Raw genomic sequence first — 17,451 nt, 5'->3', positions numbered from 1 at the left:
TGGGACGGGTTCCACCGGGCCGTGGAATAGATGCCGGACCCCTGCCGTTGAGGGAGGCGTCCTCAGAATTTTGACAGGCAGCCCGGTCCTGGCAGACTGGTCTGTCGGCCCCGGTTCACGCAGCGCGCAATTCGGCTCCTGCGACCCGGCGCCCTCCCGAATCTAGGAGACACCTTGAAGCGCGATACCCACCCCACGTACGTCGAGACCCAGGTCAGCTGTACCTGTGGCGCGTCGTTCACCACCCGCAGCACCCTGACCGAGGGCTCCATCCGAGCCGAGGTCTGCTCCGAGTGCCACCCGTTCTACACGGGCAAGCAGAAGATCCTCGACACCGGTGGCCGCGTGGCCCGCTTCGAGGCCCGCTTCGGCAAGGCTGCACAGAAGTAGCGAGCCTCAGGCGCCGGGTACCGGCTGCACCCTGTTCGCACGGGGGCAGCCGGACCGGCGCCTTTCTCGTCCCGCAGCCCTTTTCTTCACATTCACCATCTTCAGGAGCCCCCGATGTTCGAGGCGGTCGAGGAACTGATCGGCGAGCACGCCGATCTTGAGAAGAAGCTCGCCGACCCTTCGGTCCACTCGGATCAGGCCAACGCGCGCAAGCTGAACAAGCGCTACGCGGAGCTGACCCCGATCGTCGCGACCTTCCGTGCCTGGAAGCAGTCCGCCGAGGACATCGAGACGGCGAAGGAGTTCGCGGCCGACGACCCGGACTTCGTGGCAGAGGTCAAGGAACTGACCGCACAGCGCGAAGAGCTCACCGAGAAGCTCCGCCTGCTGCTCGTTCCGCGCGACCCCAGCGACGACAAGGACGTGCTCCTGGAGGTCAAGGCGGGTGCGGGCGGTGACGAGTCGGCCCTGTTCGCCGGCGACCTGCTGCGCATGTACCTGCGCTACGCCGAGCGCGTGGGCTGGAAGACCGAGATCATCGACGCCACCGAGTCCGAGCTCGGCGGCTACAAGGACGTCCAGGTCTCCGTCCGCACCAAGGGCGGCAACGGCGCCACCGAGCCCGGCCAGGGCGTCTGGGCCCGCCTGAAGTACGAGGGCGGCGTGCACCGCGTCCAGCGCGTGCCGGCCACCGAGTCCCAGGGCCGCATCCACACCTCCGCCGCCGGCGTGCTCGTCACCCCGGAAGCCGAGGAGGTGGAGGTCGAGGTCAACATGAACGACCTCCGCATCGACGTGTACCGCTCCTCGGGCCCCGGCGGCCAGTCCGTCAACACCACCGACTCGGCCGTGCGCATCACGCACATCCCGACCGGTGTGGTCGCCTCCTGCCAGAACGAGAAGAGCCAGCTCCAGAACAAGGAGCAGGCGATGCGCATCCTGCGCTCGCGCCTGCTGGCCGCCGCCCAGGAAGCCGCCGAGCAGGAGGCCTCCGACGTGCGCCGCAGCCAGGTGCGCTCGGTGGACCGCTCCGAGAAGATCCGTACGTACAACTACCCGGAAAACCGGATCTCGGACCACCGGACGGGCTTCAAGGCGTACAACTTGGACCAGGTCCTCGACGGAGACCTCGACCCGGTCATCCAGGCCTGTGTCGACACGGACTCCGCCGCCAAGCTCGCGTCCGCGCACTGAGTCCCCCCGCAGGACCGCACCACCCGCAGGACCCCGCACCACCCCCCGTACGACAGCAGCCCGGAGGACCAGCGTGAACTTGCTGCTTGCCGAGGTGGCCCAGGCCACCCAGCGGCTGGCCGCCGCCGGCGTGCCCTCACCGCGTTTCGACGCGGAGGAGCTCGCGGCCTTCGTGCACGGCGTCAAGCGGGGGGAACTCCACCACGTCAAGGACGCGGACTTCGACGCCCGCTACTGGGAGGCCGTCGCCCGCCGCGAGGCGCGCGAGCCGCTCCAGCACATCACCGGCCGCGCCTTCTTCCGCTACCTGGAGCTCCAGGTCGGGCCCGGGGTCTTCGTGCCCCGGCCCGAGACCGAGTCGGTCGTGGACTGGGCCATACAGGCCGTCCGGGCGATGGACGTCGTCGAACCGCTGATCGTGGACCTCTGCACCGGCTCCGGCGCCATCGCGCTGGCCATGGCGCAGGAGGTGCCGCGCTCGCGCGTGCACGCCGTCGAGCTGTCCGAGGACGCCCTGCAGTGGACCCGTAAGAACGCCGAGGGCTCCCGGGTCACCGTCCACCAGGGCAACGCGCTGAGCGCGCTGCCCGAGCTGGACGGACAGGTCGACCTGGTCATCTCCAACCCGCCGTACATCCCGCTCACCGAGTGGGAGTACGTGGCGCCCGAGGCCCGCGACCACGACCCCGAGATGGCGCTGTTCTCCGGCGAGGACGGCCTGGACACCATCCGCGGCATCGAGCGCACCGCCCACCGGCTGCTGCGGCCCGGCGGCATCGTCGTCATCGAGCACGCCGACACCCAGGGCGGACAGGTCCCGTGGATCTTCGCCGAGGAGCGGGGCTGGGCCGACGCCGCCGACCACCCCGACCTCAACAACCGCCCGCGCTTCGCGACCGCCCGCAAGGCTCTGCCGTGACCGGCCCTGCCTCGAGCGGCGCAGTCACCGCGCGCATTCCCGCCACCCCCCTGCTGCACGAGGAGGCCCGCTGATGGCCCGGCGATACGACTGCAACGACGCGACGGACCGCAAGACGGGCCTGCGTGAAGCCGCCTCCGCCGTACGCCGCGGCGAGCTCGTCGTGCTGCCCACCGACACCCTCTACGGGATCGGCGCGGACGCCTTCAGCGCGGAGGCCGTCGGCGACCTGCTCGCCGCCAAGGGGCGCGGCCGCAACATGCCCACCCCCGTCCTCATCGGCTCCCCGAACACCCTGCACGGCCTGGTCACCGACTTCTCCGAGCAGGCCTGGGAGCTCGTCGACGCCTTCTGGCCGGGCGGTCTGACGCTCGTCGCCAAGCACCAGCCCTCGCTGGCGTGGGACCTGGGCGAGACCGGCGGCACCGTGGCCGTGCGCATGCCCCTGCACCCCGTCGCGATCGAGCTGCTGACCGAGGTCGGCCCGATGGCGGTGTCCTCGGCGAACCTGACCGGACACCCGGCGCCCGAGGACTGCGACGCGGCGCGCGAGATGCTCGGCGACTCCGTGTCCGTGTACCTGGACGGCGGGCCGACCCCGAGCACCCTGCCCTCGTCGATCGTCGACGTCACCGGGAAGGTTCCCGTCCTGCTGCGCGAGGGGGCACTGACCGCCGAGCAGCTGCGGGAGGTCGTGCCCGACCTCGAGGTGGCTCCGTGAGCCCTGAGGGGCGTGGCATAGCCGGGGACAACACCTTCCGCATACTCCACGTCAGCACCGGCAACGTGTGCCGCTCGCCCATCACCGAGCGGCTGACGCGGCACGCGCTGTCCCACCGGCTCGGCGGCCCCGTCACCGGCGACCTGATCGTGGAGAGCGCGGGCACCTGGGGCCACGAGGGCGCGCCCATGGAGGCCAACGCGGCCGCCGTGCTGGCCGACTTCGGGGCGGACGCCACCGGCTTCACCGGCCGGGAACTCCTGGACGAGCACGTCATACGCGCCGACCTGGTCCTGACCGCCACCCGCGACCACCGCGCCCAGGTGATCTCGATGGGGCACTCGGCGGGGCTGCGCACCTTCACCCTGAAGGAGTTCACCCGGCTGGTGCGGGCGATAGACCCGGCGACGCTGCCGCCGCTGGAGGACGGGATGGTGGAGCGGGCCCGCGCGCTGGTCCGCGCCGCCGCCGCTCTACGCGGGTGGCTGCTCGCGCCGTCCCCCGACGCCGATGAGGTGTACGACCCGTACGGGGCGCCGATCACCTTCTTCCGCTCGATCGGCGACGAGATCAACCAGGCGCTGGACCCCGTGGTCACGGCACTGACGGGCGTCACGGCTTCCCGCTGACCCGCCGGGTCGACCGGGCGACCCCCGCGGGGCCGTCCCCTACCCGCCCTTCCTCCGTTCCCCGGGCTGCGCCCGGACCCCCCGGGGCTCCGCCCCGGAGCCCGCGCCTCACACGCCGGCGAGGCTGGACCGGCGCCGCAGGGCGGGATCCGCAAGGGCGGCCTACAGTGGCTGGTACCCGGTATGCGGTACCCCCCTGGAGTCGCGCCATGAGCGTCATCACCCAGCCCCTGGACCTGCTGCGGCAGCAGGATCCGCAGATGGCCGACGTCCTCGACGGGGAACACCGGCGCCAGGCGACCGGGCTGCAGCTGATCGCCGCCGAGAACTTCACCTCCGCCGCCGTGCTCACCGCACTGGGATCGGCGCTCGCCAACAAGTACGCCGAGGGGTACCCCGGCGCCCGCCACCACGGCGGCTGCGAGTACGCCGACCTTGCCGAGCAGATCGCCGTCGAGCGGGCCCGCGCCCTCTTCGGCACCGAGCACGCGAACGTGCAGCCGCACTCCGGATCCGCCGCCGTGCTCGCCGCGTACGCCGCGCTGCTGCGGCCCGGGGACACCGTGCTGGCCATGGCGCTCACCTCCGGGGGGCACCTCACCCACGGGTCGCCCGCCAACTTCTCCGGGCGCTGGTTCGACTTCGTCGGGTACGGAGTGGACGCCGAGACCGGGCTCATCGACTACGCCCAGGTGCAGCGTCTCGCGCACGAGCACCGGCCCAAGGCCATCGTGTGCGGGTCCATCTCCTACCCGAGGCACCCCGAGTACTCCGTGTTCCGGGAGATCGCCGACGAGGTCGGGGCCTTCCTGATCGCGGATGCCGCCCACCCCATCGGACTCGTGGCCGGCGGGGCCGCGCCCAGCCCCGTGCCCTACGCCGACATCGTCGTGGCCACCACCCACAAGGTGCTCCGGGGTCCGCGCGGCGGGATGATCCTGTGCGGGGCCGAGTTCGCGGAGCGGATCGACCGGGCGGTGTTCCCCTTCACCCAGGGCGGCCCGCAGATGCACACCATCGCCGCCAAGGCCGTGGCCTTCGGCGAGGCCGCCGGGCCCGCCTTCACCTCGTACGCGCACCGGGTGGTCGCCAACGGCCGCGCTCTCGCCGACGCGCTCGCCGCCCGCGGGTTCGCGATCACGACCGGGGGGACCGACACCCACCTGATCACCGCCGACCCCGCACCGCTGGGCCTCGACGGCGCGGGCGCCCGGGGCCGGCTGGCCGCCGCCGGGATCGTGCTGGACACCTGCGCCCTTCCCTACGGTGACCAGCGCGGGATCCGCCTCGGCACCGCGGCGGTGACCACGCAGGGCATGGGGGAGGAGGAGATGGGCCGGATCGCCGCGCTGTTCACGGCCGCGCTGGACGGCGGGGAGACGAAGGTCCGTAGGGACGTCAACGAATTGGTGATCAGTTTTCCGCCGTATGGGGTTTAAGCGGGGCAAGGACGACGTACCGCAACCGGGATACCGCCCCTGCGCGTCCACGACAGTGAGTACTTCGCAGCTAGTGTGTGGGGCTGAGATGGCCGGCGATACATCTGGGGCAGCCCGTGCGTGAATATCTGCTGACGCTTTGCGTCACGGTCGCGGTGACTTATCTACTCACCGGGCCCGTGCGGAAGTTCGCGATCGCCGTGGGCGCGATGCCCGAGATCCGCGCGCGCGACGTGCACCGGGAGCCCACTCCGCGGCTCGGCGGCATCGCGATGTTCGGCGGACTGTGCGCCGGCCTGCTCGTCGCGGACCACCTGAAGAACCTCAACGGGGTCTTCGAGCTGTCGAACGAGCCGCGGGCCCTGCTCTCCGGGGCGGCCCTGATCTGGCTGGTCGGTGTGCTCGACGACAAGTTCGAGCTCGACGCCCTGATCAAGCTCGGCGCACAGATGATCTCCGCCGGTGTGATGTGCATGCAGGGCCTGACCATCCTGTGGATCCCGGTCCCGGGGATCGGCTCGGTCTCGCTCACTCCCTGGCAGGGCAACCTGCTCACCGTGGCCCTCGTCGTGATCACCATCAACGCGGTGAACTTCGTGGACGGCCTCGACGGCCTGGCCGCCGGCATGGTCTGCATCGCGACCTGCGCGTTCTTCCTCTACGGATACCGGATCTGGTTCGGCTACGGGATCGAGGCGGCCGCACCCGCGACCCTCTTCGCCGCCATCCTGATGGGCATGTGCCTCGGCTTCCTGCCGCACAACATGCACCCCGCCCGGATCTTCATGGGCGACTCCGGCTCGATGCTCATCGGCCTGGTGCTGGCCGCCGCCGCCATCTCCATCACCGGACAGGTGGACCCGGACGCGATGGCCCTGTGGCTGGACGGCGAGCGCAACGCGACCCACGCGATGCTGCCGGTCTTCATCCCGCTGATCCTGCCGCTCACGATCATCGCGATCCCGATGACGGACCTGGTCCTCGCCATCGTGCGGCGCACCTGGAAGGGCCAGTCGCCCTTCGCCGCGGACCGCGGACACCTCCACCACCGGCTGCTGGAACTCGGGCATTCACACAGCCGGGCCGTGCTCATCATGTACTTCTGGTCAGGGTTGATCGCCTTCGGCACCGTGGCGTATTCGGTGCATTCCGCCTCGATGTGGATCGTGCTGGCGATCTCCGTGCTGAGCGCCGTGGGCCTGCTCCTGCTCCTGCTGCCCCGCTTCACCCCGCGGGCCCCGCAGTGGGCGGAGCGACTGGTCCCGCCGCGCTACCGGCACGCGGAACGGGCCGCCGAGGCAGCCCTCCAGGACGCCCCCGCGGCAGAGCCGGAGCCGGCCCGCCCGATTGCGGCAGGTGTGTCCGGCGTCAACGGGGCGACCGCCATCGGCCCCCGTTCGCGCTTCCCCGACCGGCGTAAGGCCGGATCCTCGCGCTGACGTCCCGGACGCATGTCGGACATGAACGCCCTTTACCAGACAAGACACTTGGCTGTCGCGCACACACGCGCAGGGTCACTCTCATGTGTGACAGTCCGCACACCCTCCGAGTAAAGCTCTCATCAAATACTTTGTGATACCGTTCACTAAACCCGGCGACAGAGCCGAAGGACCGTAGTGCGACGGTCCATTGGCCCGAGGTTCCCTCTCGGACCGGGCTTACGCTCGTCCAGTACGAGTCCCTGTGCCCCCACCACCACGCGGAGCAAACCGCCATGCGGTCAGATGACGTCCGATCCCTCCTGCAATCCGCCGTTCCCACGGCTGTCGCCGGCGCTCTCGCCGCCGTCATCAGTGGGATCGTCGCCGGTGGCAAGGGGGCCGTGGGCGCCGTCGTTGCGACGGCCGTGGTGATGCTGTTCATGGGCATCGGATTCCTCGTACTGCAGCGCACGGCGAAATCACTGCCGCACCTGTTCCAGGCCATGGGGCTCATGCTCTACACGGCCCAGATCCTGCTGCTCTTCGTCTTTCTCGCCGTGTTCAAGAACACGACACTGTTCCACCCCAAGGCCTTCGCCATCACGCTCGTCGTCGCCACCCTGGTGTGGATCGCCGCACAGGCGCGTGCTCATATGAAGGCCAAGATCCTCTACGTCGAACCTGACTCGATGAAGGGCGACAAGCCCGGAAATTCGGGCCAGAAGTCGTGAGGGGTAGGGGCGGAATAAGTGCGCGTTCGGGATGCTGCTATCGTCCGGTTTCAACTGCGGCATTGCGGGCGCGGGCATCTGAGCTGACGCCTGTTCCATCGCGAGGCTCGATGCCTGACTGTCGCCCCACCATCCGTAATACCTGTCCAGTGCCGAACCGCGGCTGCACGCCGCGCCGACACAACGAGGTTGCCGTACCTATGCGCCACGCTGAAGGAGCCCTGCGGTGAGTGCTGCTGACATGACGCTCGCCTTCGAATTGAACTGTCATTTCGAAGACGGCACTGGCTGCGGCTTCCCGGGCCCGACCCTGTACTCGTTCCTGTTCGAGCCGATCTTCGGTGACGGCGACAGCAACCTGTACTTCAACAAGACGATGCTGCTCGCCCTGCTGGGCTCGGTCATCATCGTCGGCTTCTTCTGGGCCGCGTTCCGGAAGCCGAAGGTCGTCCCGGGCAAGCTGCAGATGGTCGCCGAAGCGGGCTACGACTTCGTACGCCGCGGCATCGTCTACGAGACGCTCGGTAAGAAGGAAGGCGAGAAGTACGTCCCCTTCATGGTCGCGACGTTCTTCTTCGTCTGGATCATGAACCTGTGGTCGATCGTGCCGCTCGCCCAGTTCCCGGTGACCGCCGTCATCGCGTACCCGGCCGGCCTCGCCCTCATCATTTACGTGATGTGGATGTCGGTGACCTTCAAGCGCCACGGTTTCGTGGGCGGCTTCAAGAACCTGACCGGCTACGACAAGTCGCTCGGCCCGGTTCTGCCGCTGGTCATGGTGATCGAGTTCTTCTCGAACGTCCTGGTCCGCCCGTTCACGCACGCGGTCCGACTCTTCGCGAACATGTTCGCGGGTCACACCCTGCTGCTGCTGTTCACCATCGCCAGCTGGTACCTGCTGAACGGGATCGGCATCGCTTACGCGGGCGTCTCGTTCGTCATGGTCATCGTGATGACCGCATTCGAACTCTTCATCCAGGCTGTCCAGGCGTACGTCTTCGTCCTCCTGGCCTGCAGCTTCCTGCAGGGCGCGCTCGCCGAACACCACTGAGCCACAGCCCGCTCCTGCAATCCCCCCGAATCGTCCGGTGGCCAACCCCCACCGGTCCATGAAAGAGAAGGAAGAACTGGCATGTCCCAGATCCTCGCTGCCGCCGACGGCGTCACCGGCTCCCTCAGCTCTGTCGGCTACGGCCTCGCCGCCATCGGCCCCGGCGTCGGCGTCGGCATCATCTTCGGTAACGGCACGCAGGCTCTCGCCCGTCAGCCCGAGGCTGCCGGTCTGATCCGCGCCAACCAGATCCTCGGCTTCGCCTTCTGTGAGGCGCTCGCCCTCATCGGTCTGGTCATGCCGTTCGTCTACAGCTGACGAACCGCATCCACTAGTCCGATTAGACGAAAGGCACTGATGTGAACCTCCTGGTTCTCGCGTCCGAGGAGCCGAACAGCCCCCTCGTTCCGCCGATCCCCGAGCTCGTCATCGGTCTGATCGCCTTCGTCATCGTCCTCGGTTTCCTCGCGAAGAAGCTCCTCCCGAACATCAACAAGGTTCTGGACGAGCGCCGCGAGGCCATCGAAGGCGGTATCGAAAAGGCTGAGGCCGCTCAGACCGAGGCTCAGAGCGTTCTGGAGCAGTACAAGGCCCAGCTCGCCGAAGCCCGGCACGAGGCCGCTCGACTGCGCCAGGATGCTCTGGAGCAGGGCACTGCGCTGAAGGAAGAACTTCGCGCAGAGGGCCAGCGGCAGCGTGAGGAGATCATCGCTGCCGGTCACGCCCAGATCGCGGCTGACCGCAAGGCCGCCTCTTCCGCCCTCCGTCAGGACGTCGGCAAGCTGGCGACCGACCTGGCCGGAAAGCTTGTCGGCGAGTCCCTCGAGGACCACGCCCGGCAGAGCCGCACGATCGACCGTTTCCTCAGCGAGCTTGAGGAGAAGGCCGAGGCCGCCCGATGAACGGAGCGAGCCGCGACGCGCTGGCCACCGCCCGCGAGCGTCTCGACGCGCTGACGGACAACACGTCCGTCGACGCGGCGAAGCTCGCCGGCGAGCTGGCGGCCGTCACCGCGCTGCTCGACCGTGAGGTCTCGCTGCGTCGGGTCATCACGGACCCGGCGCAGTCCGGCGAGGCCAAGGCCGAGCTGGCCGGCCGTCTGCTCGGCGGCCAGGTGGGCGGGGAAACCCTCGACCTGGTGTCCGGCATGGTCCGGTCCCGCTGGTCGCAGTCCCGCGACCTGGTGGACTCGCTCGAGGTCCTGGCGGCCACCGCCGACCTCACGGCGGCCCAGCGCAGCGGAGGCCTCGACGACGTCGAGGACGAGCTGTTCCGGTTCGGCCGGATCGTCACCTCGAACACCGAGCTGCGCGCAGCACTGACCGACCGGTCGGCCACCGCCGCCGCCAAGAGCCAGCTGCTGCGCAGCCTGCTCGGCGGCAAGGCGAACGCCGTCACCGAGCGGCTGGTCACGCGTCTCGTCACGCACCCGCGTGGACGTAGCCTGGAAGCGGGCCTCGAGTCCCTTTCGAAGGTCGCCGCCGAGCGTCGTGGCCGCATGGTCGCCACCGTGACCACCGCGGTTCCGCTCAGCGACGTCCAGAAGCAGCGTCTCGGCGCGGTGCTGGCCAAGCTGTACGGCCGCCCGATGCACCTGAACCTCGACGTGGACCCGACGGTCCTCGGCGGGATCTCGGTGCGGGTCGGCGACGAGGTCATCGACGGCACCATCGCGGACCGCATCGCCGAGGCGTCGCGCCGCATGGCCGGCTGACCAGCCACAAATTAGTACGAAGCATTCCTAGCGGCCCGGTTGGGCCGTGCAGAACTTGCAGAAGATTCCTGGGGGTCGCCCCCAGACCCCAAAGAAGCTTCAGGCCCAACAAGGAGAGCAGGGAACCCAGATGGCGGAGCTCACGATCCGGCCGGAGGAGATCCGGGACGCACTGGAGAACTTTGTCCAGTCGTACCAGCCGGACGCGGCCTCGCGCGAGGAGGTCGGAACGGTCAGCGTTGCCGGCGACGGCATCGCGAAGGTGGAGGGCCTGCCCTCCGCCATGGCGAACGAACTGCTGAAGTTCGAGGACGGAACCCTCGGTCTCGCCCTGAACCTCGACGAGCGCGAGATCGGTGCGGTCGTCCTCGGCGAGTTCAGCGGTATCGAGGAGGGCCAGCCGGTGCAGCGCACCGGTGAGGTGCTCTCCGTCGGCGTCGGCGAGGGTTACCTCGGCCGCGTTGTCGACCCGCTCGGCAACCCGATCGACGGCCTCGGCGAGATCGCGACCGAAGGCCGCCGCGCCCTCGAGCTGCAGGCCCCCGGCGTCATGGTCCGCAAGTCGGTCCACGAGCCGATGCAGACCGGCTACAAGGCCATCGACGCCATGGTGCCGGTCGGCCGTGGTCAGCGTCAGCTGATCATCGGTGACCGTCAGACCGGCAAGACCGCTCTTGCCGTCGACACGATCATCAACCAGCGCGACAACTGGCGCTCTGGCGACGTGAACAAGCAGGTTCGCTGCATCTACGTCGCCATCGGCCAGAAGGGCTCGACCATCGCGTCCGTTCGCGGCGCCCTGGAAGACGCCGGTGCGCTCGAGTACACGACGATCGTCGCCGCCCCGGCGTCCGACCCGGCCGGCTTCAAGTACCTGGCGCCGTACACCGGTTCGGCCATCGGCCAGCACTGGATGTACGCCGGCAAGCACGTCCTGATCATCTTCGACGACCTGTCGAAGCAGGCCGACGCCTACCGCGCCGTGTCGCTGCTGCTGCGCCGTCCGCCGGGCCGCGAGGCCTACCCGGGCGACGTCTTCTACTTGCACTCCCGTCTGCTGGAGCGCTGCGCGAAGCTCTCCGACGACATGGGTGCCGGTTCGATGACCGGTCTGCCGATCGTCGAGACCAAGGCGAACGACGTGTCGGCGTTCATCCCGACCAACGTCATCTCCATCACCGACGGCCAGTGCTTCCTTGAGTCCGACCTGTTCAACGCGGGCCAGCGCCCGGCGCTGAACGTCGGTATCTCGGTCTCCCGCGTCGGTGGCTCGGCCCAGCACAAGGCCATGAAGCAGGTTTCCGGCCGTCTGCGCCTGGACCTCGCCCAGTACCGCGAGCTGGAGGCGTTCGCCGCCTTCGGTTCCGACCTGGACGCCGCTTCGAAGGCCTCGCTGGAGCGCGGCAAGCGTCTGGTGGAGCTGCTGAAGCAGGGCCAGTACCAGCCGATGCCCGTCGAGGAGCAGGTCATCTCCGTCTGGGCCGGCACCACCGGCAAGATGGACGAGGTCCCGGTCAACGACATCCGTCGCTTCGAGTCGGAGCTGCTGGAGCACCTGCGCGTCTCGCGCAAGGACCTCCTCACCTCCATCGCGGACGGCGGCAAGATGTCGGACGACACCCTCGGCTCCATCGCTGACGCCATCGCTGACTTCAAGCGCGGGTTCGAGACCTCGGACGGCAAGCTCCTGGGCGAGGACGCGCCGGCCGTCAACGTCTCCAAGTGACGACGGAAGGAAGCTGACTCATGGGAGCGCAGCTCCGGGTCTACAAGCGTCGTATCCGTGCCGTCACGGCGACCAAGAAGATCACCAAGGCGATGGAAATGATCGCCGCCTCGCGCATCGTCAAGGCGCAGCGCAAGGTGGCGGCATCGATGCCGTACGCGACCGAGCTCACCCGTGCGGTGACCGCGGTGGCGACCGGTTCGAACACCAAGCACGCCCTGACGACCGAGGTCGAGGCACCGGTGCGTGCCGCGGTCCTGCTCATCACGAGCGACCGCGGTCTGGCCGGCGGCTACTCCTCGAACGCCATCAAGCAGGCGGAGCGGCTCACCGAGCGGCTGCGCGGCGAGGGCAAGGAGGTCGACACGTACATCGTCGGCCGTAAGGGTGTCGCCTACTACGGCTTCCGCGAGCGCAAGGTCGCGGAGTCGTGGACCGGCTTCACCGACAGCCCGGCCTACGCCGACGCCAAGCGCGTCGCGGCGCCGCTGATCGAGGCCATCCAGACGGTTACGGCCGAGGGTGGCGTCGACGAGCTGCACATCGTCTACACGGAATTCGTGTCGATGATGACGCAGAACGCGGTGGACGGCCGGATGCTGCCGCTCAGCCTCGACAAGGTCGAAGAGGAGACCGGCGCGAAGGGCGAGATCCTTCCGCTGTTCGACTTCGAGCCGTCGGCGGAGGACGTCCTCGACGCCCTTCTGCCGCGCTACGTCGAGAGCCGCATCTACAACGCACTGCTGCAGTCGGCCGCTTCCGAGCACGCCGCCCGCCGCCGCGCGATGAAGTCGGCTACCGACAACGCCGGGGATCTCATCAAGAGCCTTTCCCGGCTTGCCAACGCGGCCCGCCAGGCCGAAATCACCCAGGAAATCAGCGAGATCGTCGGTGGCGCCAGCGCCATGGCAGACGCGACCGCGGGGAGTGACAAGTAATGACGACCATTGAGACGGCCGCCGCCACGGGCCGCGTTGCCCGGGTCATCGGCCCGGTCGTCGACGTGGAGTTCCCCGTCGACGCCATGCCCGAGATCTACAACGCCCTCAAGGTCGAGGTCGCAGACCCGGCCGAGGACGGCAAGCTCAAGACGCTGACCCTCGAGGTCGCGCAGCACCTGGGTGACGGCCTCGTCCGTACCATCTCGATGCAGCCGACCGACGGTCTGGTTCGCCAGGCCACGGTGGTCAACACGGGCGAGGGCATCACCGTCCCCGTCGGTGACTTCACCAAGGGCAAGGTCTTCAACACCCTGGGTGAGGTGCTGAACTACCCGGAGGAGAACGCCAACGTCACCGAGCGCTGGCCGATCCACCGCAAGGCGCCCCGCTTCGACGAGCTCGAGTCGAAGACCGAGATGTTCGAGACCGGCGTCAAGGTCATCGACCTTCTCACCCCGTACGTCAAGGGTGGAAAGATCGGTCTGTTCGGTGGTGCCGGTGTCGGCAAGACCGTTCTGATCCAGGAAATGATCTACCGCGTGGCCAACAACCACGATGGTGTGTCGGTCTTCGCGGGCGTCGGTGAGCGTACCCGTGAGGGCAACGACCTCATCGAGGAAATGGCCGAGTCCGGCGTCATCGACAAGACGGCGCTTGTCTTCGGTCAGATGGACGAGCCCCCGGGCACCCGTCTTCGCGTCGCGCTTGCCGGTCTGACCATGGCGGAGTACTTCCGCGATGTGCAGAAGCAGGACGTGCTCTTCTTCATCGACAACATCTTCCGTTACACCCAGGCCGGTTCGGAGGTGTCGACCCTTCTGGGCCGCATGCCGTCCGCCGTGGGTTACCAGCCGAACCTGGCTGACGAGATGGGTCTGCTGCAGGAGCGCATCACCTCGACCCGCGGTCACTCGATCACCTCGATGCAGGCGATCTACGTCCCCGCGGACGACCTGACCGACCCGGCGCCGGCCACCACCTTCGCCCACCTCGACGCGACGACGGTTCTTTCCCGTCCGATCTCCGAGAAGGGCATCTACCCGGCCGTGGACCCGCTGGACTCGACGTCCCGCATCCTCGACCCGCGGTACATCGCGGCGGACCACTACGCCACGGCGATGCGCGTCAAGGGGATCCTGCAGAAGTACAAGGACCTCCAGGACATCATCGCGATCCTCGGTATCGACGAGCTGGGCGAGGAGGACAAGCTCGTTGTCCACCGTGCCCGTCGCGTCGAGCGCTTCCTGTCGCAGAACACGCACGTCGCCAAGCAGTTCACCGGCGTCGACGGTTCGGACGTTCCGCTCGACGAGTCGATCGTGGCCTTCAACGCGATCTGCGACGGAGACTACGACCACTTCCCCGAGCAGGCGTTCTTCCTGTGCGGTGGCATCGAGGACCTCAAGGCCAACGCCAAGGAGCTGGGCGTCTCCTGAGGCCGCGCTCATCCGTGAGCACAGCTGATTGACGGAGAGGGGCGGGTGTGTCCCGTCCCTCTCCTCACGCCCATTAGAATTTGACCCAACACCCGGCCATCCCGCCGGGTGGTGACCCGAGGAGCCACCATGGCTGCTGAGCTGCACGTCGAGCTGGTCGCGGCGGACCGGAATGTCTGGTCCGGCGAGGCCACCCTGGTTGTCGCCCGCACCACGTCCGGCGACATCGGCGTCATGCCCGGTCACCAGCCGCTTCTCGGTGTGCTGGAATCGGGCCCGGTGACCATCCGTACCGTCGGGGGCAACACTGTTGTCGCCGCGGTGCACGGCGGATTCATCTCGTTCGCGGACAACAAGTTGTCGCTGCTGGCCGAGATCGCCGAGCTTGCCGACGAGATCGACGTCGAGCGGGCGGAGCGGGCACTGGAGCGCGCGAAGGCGGAGACCGATTCGGTCTCCGAGCGTCGCGCCGATGTCCGGCTGCGCGCGGTTTCGGGGCGCTGAGTCCCGGTACTGGTAAGAGTTTCGAACCTCAGCCGCGGCCTGCTCCGGAATTTTCCGGACCGGGTCGCGGCTGAGGCAATGCAGGTCCCCCAGACTCCGTCTGGTAGGAACGCTGTCGTGCGGGTTATTCGATGAGCGAGGAGGTCGGTGAAAGATGCTCCTCGCTCTGCTTGTGAGCGGCCTGGTCGTAGCCCTGGTGGTGATCGGGCTGTTTGTGTTCGGACTGCGCCGCAGGCTGATCCAGCGCTCCGGCGGCACCTTCGACTGCAGCATGCGCTGGGGCGTGTCCGAGGAACCCGACGTCTCCGGCAAGGGCTGGGTGTACGGGGTCGCGCGCTACAGCGGTGACCGCATCGACTGGTTCCGTGTCTTCAGCTACTCCCCGCGGCCGCGCCGGCTGCTGGAGCGGTCCTCCATCGAGGTCATCGCCCGCCGTGCGCCGGAGGGCGAGGAGGAGCTGGCCCTTCTCTCCGACGCCGTCGTACTGTGCTGCGCGCACCGCGGCACCCGCCTGGAACTGGCGATGAGCGATGACGCGCTGACCGGTTTCCTCGCCTGGCTGGAGGCGGCTCCGCCCGGGCAACGGGTGAACGTCGCCTGAGGGCCGGTGCCGCCGGACGGAGTCCGGCGCAGCGCCGCGAAGCCGGGGAGGCCCGCCAGGGCCGAGCCGCGCGAGCGGCGCGTGAAGATGGAGAAGCCGGGGAGACGGGGGCGGACCCGTCTCCCCGGCTTCGTCTTTCACCGGGCCGAGCTGTCAGGGGTTACGAGAGGCCGGCGTGGACCGCGCTGGCCAGTTCGCCGTTGGCGGTGTCGCCGCTGAACTCCCAGTAGAAGGCTCCCTTGAGGCCCTGCTGCTTCGTCCAGGCCATCTTCGAGGCGATGGTGGCGGGGGTGTCGTAGCTCCACCAGTTGCTGCCGCACTTGGCGTAGGCCGTGCCGGCGATGGTGCCGGTCGAGGGGCAGGAGCCCTTGAGGACCTTGTAGTCCTCGATGCCCTGCTCGTAGGTGCCCGGGGCCGGGCCGGTCGCGGTGCCGCCGGGCGTGGCCTGGGTCACGCCGGTCCAGCCGCGGCCGTAGAAGCCGATGCCGAGGTTGAGCTTGGAGCCGGCGATGCCCTTGCCCTTGAGCTTGGTGATGGCCGCCTCGGAGTTGAAGCCGGCGATCGGGATGCCGGTGTACGAGGTGAGCGGGGAGTGCGGGGCCGTCGGGCCCTGGGCCGCCCACGCGCCGAAGAAGTCGTACGTCATGACGTTGTAGAAGTCGACGTACTGGGCGGCGCCCGCGTAGTCGGCGAGGTCGAGCTTGCCGCCGTTGGAGCCGTCGGCGGAGATGGCGGCGGTGACCAGGTTGGTGGTGCCGAACTTCGTGCGCAGTGCGGAGAGGACGTTCTTCAGGGAGGCGGCCCCGCTGGTGTCGCAGGACAGGCCGCAGGCGTTCGGGTACTCCCAGTCGATGTCGATGCCGTCGAAGACGTCGGCCCAGCGCGGGTCCTCGACCAGGTCGTAGCAGGACTGGGCGAAGGCGGCCGGGTTGGCCGCGGCCTGGCCGAAGCCGCCGGACCAGGTCCAGCCGCCGAAGGAGTAGAGGACCTTGATGTTCGGGTACTTCTTCTTCAGCTGGCGCAGCTGGTTGAAGTTGCCGGCCACGGGCTGGTCCCAGGTGTCGGCGACGCCCGAGACGCTGGAGGAGGCGTCGTAGGTCTTCTGGTAGTCGGCGTAGGCGTCACCGATCGTGCACTTGCCGCCCTGGACGTTGCCGAAGGCGTAGTTGATGTGCGTGATCTTCGCGGCGCTGCCGGAGGTGACCAGGTTCTTCACGTGGTAGTTGCGCTGGTAGACGCCCCAGTTCGTGAAGTAGCCGAGCTTGACGGGGCCGCCCACCGGCGGGGGATCGACGACTCCGCCGGTGGTGGTCACCGAGAGGGCGCCGGAGGAGGGGCCGGTCTGGTCGATGGTGTCGCGGGCGGTGACCGTGTAGCTGTAGGTGGTGCCCTTGGTCAGGCCCGAGTCGGTGTACGAGGGGGTGGTGACGGTGGCGATCTTGGCGCCGCCGCGGAAGACGTCGTAGTTCTTGACGCCCTTGTCGTCGGTGGCCGCGGCCCAGCCGAGGGTCAGCCCGGTGTCGGTGACGCCGCTGGCCGTGGGGGTGCCGGGGGCGCTGGGCGGGTTGTCGGTGGGGTTGGTGCCGCCGTCGCAGCTGCCGCCGTTGATCTTGCAGCCGCTGGGGGCGCCGGAGCCCGTGCCGTTGAAGCCGAAGCTGACGGTGGCGCCCGGGGAGAGGGTGCCGTTCCAGCCGACGTTCTTGCCGGTCCAGTGGGTGCCGGAGCTGGTGACGGTGGCGTCCCAGGCCGAGGTGACGGCGGTGCCGGCCGGGTAGTCCCACTCCACGGTCCAGCTGCTGAGGGTGGTCGTGCCGGTGTTCTTCACCGTCCACTTGCCCTCGAAGCCGGAGCCCCAGTCGGAGACCTTGGTGTACGTCGCGGTGGCCGAGGCGGCCGCCTCGGCGGGGCCGGCGATGGCCACCAGTCCGGCGAGGGGCAGGGTGAGTACGGCCAGTGCGGCCGCGACTCTTCGAAACAGCGGTGCGCGTCGTGGGGGTGCTGTGCTCAAGGGTGCTCCTCCGAGGTCCGCAGCGG

18 protein-coding genes are annotated in these 17,451 nt (G+C 68.7%); 17 read left to right on the top strand and 1 reads right to left on the bottom strand.

All coding sequences use genetic code 11. The annotated features are described in order from the left end of the window. Positions 1 to 174 precede the first annotated feature (174 nt). The 17 genes from rpmE to OG276_RS11095 all read left to right on the top strand — a co-directional run bounded on the left by rpmE (position 175) and on the right by OG276_RS11095 (position 15,417). A complete protein-coding gene (gene rpmE / locus OG276_RS11175; RefSeq protein ID WP_243336220.1) occupies positions 175 to 390 on the top strand; it encodes a 50S ribosomal protein L31 in 216 nt (71 codons plus the stop codon). Positions 391 to 504: 114 nt separating this feature from the next. Further along, a complete protein-coding gene (gene prfA / locus OG276_RS11170) occupies positions 505 to 1,584 on the top strand; it encodes a peptide chain release factor 1 (protein WP_266881142.1) in 1,080 nt (359 codons plus the stop codon). 73 nt (positions 1,585 to 1,657) lie between these two features. After that, on the top strand, positions 1,658 to 2,503 hold the full coding sequence (gene prmC / locus OG276_RS11165) for a peptide chain release factor N(5)-glutamine methyltransferase (RefSeq protein ID WP_266904439.1): 846 nt from the start codon (positions 1,658 to 1,660) through the stop codon (positions 2,501 to 2,503). Between the two features lie 73 nt (positions 2,504 to 2,576). Then, positions 2,577 to 3,224 carry an L-threonylcarbamoyladenylate synthase gene (locus tag OG276_RS11160; RefSeq protein WP_134071127.1) on the top strand — a complete coding sequence of 216 codons (648 nt, stop codon included), beginning with the start codon at positions 2,577 to 2,579 and terminating at the stop codon, positions 3,222 to 3,224. Further along, positions 3,221 to 3,853 (top strand): protein-tyrosine-phosphatase, encoded by a 633-nt coding sequence (locus tag OG276_RS11155; protein WP_266904435.1) that lies wholly within the window; start codon positions 3,221 to 3,223, stop codon positions 3,851 to 3,853. The genes OG276_RS11160 and OG276_RS11155 overlap by 4 nt, the downstream gene beginning before the upstream one ends. 209 nt (positions 3,854 to 4,062) lie before the next feature. Next, positions 4,063 to 5,292 carry a serine hydroxymethyltransferase gene (gene glyA, locus OG276_RS11150; protein ID WP_266904433.1) on the top strand — a complete coding sequence of 410 codons (1,230 nt, stop codon included), beginning with the start codon at positions 4,063 to 4,065 and terminating at the stop codon, positions 5,290 to 5,292. A gap of 104 nt (positions 5,293 to 5,396) precedes the next feature. After that, positions 5,397 to 6,731, top strand: a complete 1,335-nt coding sequence (locus tag OG276_RS11145; protein WP_266912705.1) for an MraY family glycosyltransferase — start codon at positions 5,397 to 5,399, stop codon at positions 6,729 to 6,731. Between the two features lie 275 nt (positions 6,732 to 7,006). Further along, positions 7,007 to 7,444, top strand: a complete 438-nt coding sequence (locus tag OG276_RS11140; RefSeq protein WP_266904431.1) for a hypothetical protein — start codon at positions 7,007 to 7,009, stop codon at positions 7,442 to 7,444. Between the two features lie 241 nt (positions 7,445 to 7,685). Next, entirely contained in the window at positions 7,686 to 8,495 is an 810-nt protein-coding gene (atpB, locus tag OG276_RS11135) for a F0F1 ATP synthase subunit A (RefSeq protein WP_266912703.1), read from the top strand. Between the two features lie 81 nt (positions 8,496 to 8,576). Next, positions 8,577 to 8,813 carry an ATP synthase subunit C gene (locus tag OG276_RS11130; RefSeq protein ID WP_030153776.1) on the top strand — a complete coding sequence of 79 codons (237 nt, stop codon included), beginning with the start codon at positions 8,577 to 8,579 and terminating at the stop codon, positions 8,811 to 8,813. Between the two features lie 41 nt (positions 8,814 to 8,854). Continuing rightward, the gene (locus tag OG276_RS11125; RefSeq protein WP_266904429.1) at positions 8,855 to 9,397 is read left to right on the top strand and encodes a F0F1 ATP synthase subunit B; all 543 of its coding nucleotides are present in this window, start codon (positions 8,855 to 8,857) and stop codon (positions 9,395 to 9,397) included. Beyond that, complete coding sequence (locus OG276_RS11120) at positions 9,394 to 10,209, top strand: F0F1 ATP synthase subunit delta (RefSeq protein WP_266904427.1); 816 nt, start codon at positions 9,394 to 9,396, stop codon at positions 10,207 to 10,209. The genes OG276_RS11125 and OG276_RS11120 overlap by 4 nt, the downstream gene beginning before the upstream one ends. A gap of 130 nt (positions 10,210 to 10,339) precedes the next feature. Next, on the top strand, positions 10,340 to 11,935 hold the full coding sequence (gene atpA, locus OG276_RS11115; RefSeq protein ID WP_266904425.1) for a F0F1 ATP synthase subunit alpha: 1,596 nt from the start codon (positions 10,340 to 10,342) through the stop codon (positions 11,933 to 11,935). Positions 11,936 to 11,955: 20 nt separating this feature from the next. Continuing rightward, positions 11,956 to 12,873, top strand: a complete 918-nt coding sequence (locus OG276_RS11110) for a F0F1 ATP synthase subunit gamma (protein ID WP_266904423.1) — start codon at positions 11,956 to 11,958, stop codon at positions 12,871 to 12,873. Then, positions 12,873 to 14,312, top strand: coding sequence for a F0F1 ATP synthase subunit beta (atpD, locus tag OG276_RS11105; protein WP_266881151.1), 1,440 nt, complete (start codon positions 12,873 to 12,875; stop codon positions 14,310 to 14,312). Before OG276_RS11110 ends, atpD begins: the two co-directional genes overlap by 1 nt. A gap of 129 nt (positions 14,313 to 14,441) precedes the next feature. After that, entirely contained in the window at positions 14,442 to 14,816 is a 375-nt protein-coding gene (locus OG276_RS11100; protein WP_243336233.1) for a F0F1 ATP synthase subunit epsilon, read from the top strand. Positions 14,817 to 14,970: 154 nt separating this feature from the next. Then, the gene (locus tag OG276_RS11095; RefSeq protein ID WP_266904420.1) at positions 14,971 to 15,417 is read left to right on the top strand and encodes a DUF2550 domain-containing protein; all 447 of its coding nucleotides are present in this window, start codon (positions 14,971 to 14,973) and stop codon (positions 15,415 to 15,417) included. Between the two features lie 160 nt (positions 15,418 to 15,577). On the opposite strand, the gene OG276_RS11090 is transcribed toward OG276_RS11095, so the two are convergent. Continuing rightward, positions 15,578 to 17,341, bottom strand: coding sequence for a glycoside hydrolase family 18 chitinase (locus OG276_RS11090; protein ID WP_266912700.1), 1,764 nt, complete (start codon positions 17,339 to 17,341; stop codon positions 15,578 to 15,580). Between the last annotated feature and the right edge of the window lie 110 nt (positions 17,342 to 17,451).

Source organism: Streptomyces sp. NBC_00086, from assembly GCF_026343255.1.
In the GTDB taxonomy this organism is placed as follows: domain Bacteria; phylum Actinomycetota; class Actinomycetes; order Streptomycetales; family Streptomycetaceae; genus Streptomyces.
Note: the sequence above shows the minus strand (reverse complement) of the source record. Positions and strands in the feature narration are given on the sequence as shown.